This window comes from Aurantimonas sp. C2-5-R2 (assembly GCF_036549495.1).
Lineage (GTDB): Bacteria > Pseudomonadota > Alphaproteobacteria > Rhizobiales > Rhizobiaceae > Aurantimonas > Aurantimonas coralicida_A.
On sequence record NZ_JAZHLJ010000186.1, the window covers coordinates 1 to 2,495 of the forward strand.

A 2,495-nucleotide genomic window follows, 5' to 3' on the forward strand; every position below is an offset into this window, starting at 1 on the left:
CGTTCCGCCAGCCATGTTCCATGCTGGCGATGGTGCGCGATGCGATGCCTGATCCGCTCTGGAGGGCTTCCGCCGCGATGCCGGACAGAGCGATGCCGCGAACGTCATAGCCCGATGCCTCCCAGGCTTCCCGCGCCACGCCCAGCATCGCGCTCTTTCCCGTTCCGGCATAGCCGATAACGATACCGAGATCGCGCCCGTCCGTGACATGGGCCAGCGCATCGGCCTGTTCGTCGGAGAGGACAAGGCCGCGCTGTTCGGCATGCGCCAGTGCCGCCACTCTGTACCTGTCATCGACCTCGTGGCGTTCGGCCCCGGCCATGAGTTCGGCGGCCCGGTGCAGGCGCTGTTCGGCTTCGATCATGTCGCGGGTGGTGAACCGGTCCTCGCCGCGTCGGTCCCGTCCCAGTTCGACCAGATCGGGCGCGGTTCCTATGGCCTGTGTCACCGCATTGAACTGGTCGATGCCGTCGCTGTGCCGATGCGCGAACCGCGCCATCTCGCGCCGCGTGAAGGTCGATTGCTGATGCGTGATCGCATCCAATGCGAGGGACGGATCGGCGATGATGCGTTGGCCATTGTCGCGGGCGATCTGCCGGTGCATCTCGGCCCGATCCGCAACGGTGGCGGNGCGTGATCGCATCCAATGCGAGGGACGGATCGGCGATGATGCGTTGGCCATTGTCGCGGGCGATCTGCCGGTGCATCTCGGCCCGATCCGCAACGGTGGCGGCCGCCTCGATCCCTTCGCCTTTGACACTACGTGTCTCGACACGATGTGTCTCGATGCGCTGCGCGGGTGCGCCGATCTGGCTTTGCGGCTCAAGCCCGATGCCCTGTGCTTCAAGGCTGCGATGATCGATGCGCGCGTCGATATCGAGTTCGGCCAACCGTTCATTGGCGAGTTCCGCCCAACGCTCCCGCCAGCGCTCCACCATCTGGGTAGCATTCCAGTCGCGGACCTTCCGGCCAAAGCCGTTCTCGTCCCCATTTACCTCAATCTGGCGCATGGTGAGCATGACATGGGCATGGGGCTTGGGCATTCCGTCCTCGCCGATGTCCCAATGCACATTGAGGTCGGCGATCATGCCCTGATCGACGAATTCCGATTGCGCGAAGTCGCGGGCGAGTTTGTCAACAACGACGATTGCTCCATCGACACCTCACCCGTTTCCGATCCGCCAGCTACTCAGCCAACCTCCACATCATATGCAAACCCTGCTATCTGTTTGGCGTTCAAGGGAGGAACACATGGTGAGACATATTACTGCGAGTTTCGTCGCTGCCGGAGTCGCGCTGGCGGCGCTTGCCGGAACGGGCGCCGCGGAGGAGCTGACGGTCGGGATCGCGCGCGACATGCCAAGCGTGACCGTTGACACCGAGGACGGCCCGGTCGAAATCCGCCGAATCCAGGATCAGGACCACGAAATCACGGGCGAATTCGCGAAGACGTCGCGCGCCTGTCCGCCATTTTGCATACAGCCGATTGCACCGGCGGAAGGGGTGACAACAATCGGGGAGCTTGAATTGATCGAAATGCTCATGGACCCGGACGCGATCGTCGTCGACAGCCGGACGATCGATTGGTTCCTGGGTGGATCGATTCCGGGCGCGATCAGCCTGCCCTACACGCAAGTGGGCGACAGGCTGACCGAACTTGGTTGCGAGCCGGATTTCGACGGCTGGGACTGCGCGAATGCCGAGAGCGTCGCGTTGTTCTGCAACGGGCTGTGGTGCGGCCAGTCGCCAACCGCTATTCGCGCTATGATCGCCGCCGGCTATCCAGCGGAGCGCATTTTTTACTATCGCGGTGGCATGCAGAGCTGGCGAGTTCTCGGCCTTACGGTGACCAGCCAGGGCGACTAGCGTCGGGAAGAAGGGCGACGCTGCTCTCCCATTCTCCGTGGCGGTTCCAGATACGTCTATGTGACCCGGACGCCGCCAAAGATTCACCGCGCGCACCGGCCGGACGCGGCGACGCGGTTGGCGGAGCGCGAGGTCGGCCTTGCACAGTAGCCTGCAAAGCCCATCCTCGCAGATTTCCTGGGTGTCGACATTGACACCGAGATACCTCATTCGATCGCTGGCGATCGGCCGATCAGGCAACATCAGCGAGACTTTGACGCCGAAACGTCGATATCCTGACCGGCATGCCGTGCACGCGGCGCCGGTCGCGTGCCGCAATGATACCGTCCCCGTCTCGGGAAGTCTCATGAGACGCTGGCCAGCAGCATCGGCCGTGGTATCGCTTCAATAGCGAACGTGGCCTCAGCCAAGCCGACAAGCATCCGGAGCGACCGAGAATGGAGAATCGTGAGCCCCCTCACCGGCAACAGCGGGATAACGCGGCCAAGCTGAAGGGCAAAGCATTCGGCGACGAGGACGTCGTCTGGCATGCGCTCGACCCGGCGGCGGCGCTGGAGCAGGCCGCCGCACGATCTGAGGGGCTTTCGGCGGCTGAGGCGGCGGTGCGGCTGGGCCAGTTCGGTCCCAAT

At 63.8% G+C, this 2,495-nt stretch carries 2 protein-coding genes and 2 pseudogenes; 2 read left to right on the forward strand and 2 right to left on the reverse strand.

Going from position 1 to position 2,495, the window contains the following annotated elements; genetic code table 11:
• Positions 1-619, reverse strand: a pseudogene (locus VQ044_RS24695) (AAA family ATPase); the annotation flags it as partial.
• 115 nt (positions 620-734) lie between these two features.
• A pseudogene (locus tag VQ044_RS25970) lies at positions 735-1,133 on the reverse strand (MobA/MobL family protein); the annotation flags it as partial.
• 403 nt (positions 1,134-1,536) lie between these two features.
• Between VQ044_RS25970 and VQ044_RS24705 the strand changes: the two are divergent.
• Positions 1,537-1,866 (forward strand): rhodanese-like domain-containing protein, encoded by a 330-nt coding sequence (locus VQ044_RS24705; RefSeq protein WP_331827865.1) that lies wholly within the window; start codon positions 1,537-1,539, stop codon positions 1,864-1,866.
• 437 nt (positions 1,867-2,303) lie between these two features.
• The coding region (locus VQ044_RS24710) for a cation-transporting P-type ATPase (RefSeq protein ID WP_331827864.1) at positions 2,304-2,495 on the forward strand (192 nt) is incomplete at its 3' end.